At 58.1% G+C, this 1,636-nt stretch carries 2 protein-coding genes; both read right to left on the reverse strand.

Going from position 1 to position 1,636, the window contains the following annotated elements; translation table 11 throughout:
- Positions 1 to 808, reverse strand: an 808-nt coding sequence (locus tag Q7V20_RS15430; protein WP_304792975.1) for a head maturation protease, ClpP-related, incomplete at its 3' end; no start/stop codon positions are given.
- Positions 805 to 1,636, reverse strand: an 832-nt coding sequence (locus tag Q7V20_RS15435) for a phage portal protein (RefSeq protein ID WP_304792978.1), incomplete at its 5' end; no start/stop codon positions are given. The genes Q7V20_RS15435 and Q7V20_RS15430, both read right to left, overlap by 4 nt.

Raw genomic sequence — 1,636 nt, forward strand, 5'->3', positions numbered from 1 at the left:
TCGCCTGTGGATCGACAGACGCGGTTGCGACCATCGTGGTGACGGCAGCGGGTGCCGCCGGATTCGGATTTGTCATCTTACTCTCCGTGTTTGCGGCCATCACGGCCATGACACCGCCAGCGGCGGCGGTAGGATCGAGCATACCCGTGGGCTTACTCAAATTCTGTTGGGCGAACATTGCCGTGCGGGTGGCAACCATGCTGTTGAAAGCGGCGCGCGCATTGGTCAGCGACATCACAGCATCGACAGGCATGTCAGCGTTGGGCTCGGCCAGAACTTCATGCGCAAAGCCCGCAGCGATGGCTTCCTCTGCATTCAGATAGGTCTCGGCCTGCATGATTTTGCGAGCATCTGCAGAAGACATGCCTGCAGCGCGGCCATAAACAGCAGCGTAGGTATCTGCCAACTGCCCAAGACGACCCGCTTCATGAAGCAAATCTGCCTCATTGCCGTAAACCAACGAAGATGGATCGTGGATCATGATCATCGACGCCGCCGTCATTTTCCGGCGACTTGCACCCATGAAAATCAACGACGCTGCAGATGCAGCCATTCCCTCCACAATCATGTCCACACCGCCCGGATGCGTGGCGATCATCGACCGAATGGCCTCGCCTGCAAAAGGATCGCCGCCATCGCTCGAAAGCCGGACTGTGACCGTGCCATTCACCGCAGCCAGCGCATCTCGCACCATCTGCGGGCAAACAAGGATGGTGCCCTCACCATACCAACCGGCCTCGCTATCCGAGACGATGGTCCCGCTTAAAATGATCTCGCCATTGCGGATCAGGTCGGTGCCGCTTCTCATTTTTCAACTCCTGTGACATCGGGCTTGGGGGCACCAATAGGTTGCGCCAGCTCAACAGTGGGTTTTGGGGTGCTTTCAGACTTCGGAACGATAGGGGTTAGGCCCGCATCCCGATCGGCCTTCATGTCTTCAACCCGTTCCCGGCGGATCGTCGCAGGATCCAGCCCCAGCTGGCGCTGCTTGCGCTGACGGCTGGATAACCCTGCGTCAATCTCATCAACCATCGCCGGGATATCGTTGCGCGGGTTGATCAAAGGACGGCGGGGCGCTGTCCAATCCAGCGTGAACGACTTCTTCGGATTGGTTGGCATCAACTTCCATGCGTCGATCAGCCAGCGCTCGACCCCTTCGCAGAATTGGTTGACCAGCATGATCTGCCAAATCTCGACGTTGCGATCCATCACCATGTGACCCATCTGCGCCGATGAAAAATTGACTTGGCTCAGATCACCCGAGAGAGATTCGTAAGTGATACCAATGCCGACCGCGATCATCGCGACAGCCTGCTTGATGAATTCGGCATAGCCATCAACCTTGGGCGGACTAGTCCAGCTGATCTCTGATCCTTCAGGCACGGTCACCAAAGCGCCGGGCGACAGATCTTCCAGCGCCTTTGTATTTGGATTATTGCCATCCGCCGCCGCACTGATCACGCCGGCCACGAGCGCAGCCATGCGCTGCTTCAGGATCTGCGCTTCGATGTAATCGCTGATCTCGCCCAAGGTCATCATCACTGGCGACAACCATGGCACACCACGCAGCTGACCGGGGCGATCCGACTTCCTGATGTGCAAAACCCGTGAGGCAGGCCAGCGGGTGGTGTCTAAC

The organism is Aquabacterium sp. (genome assembly GCF_030652515.1).
GTDB lineage: Bacteria > Pseudomonadota > Gammaproteobacteria > Burkholderiales > Burkholderiaceae_C > Aquabacterium.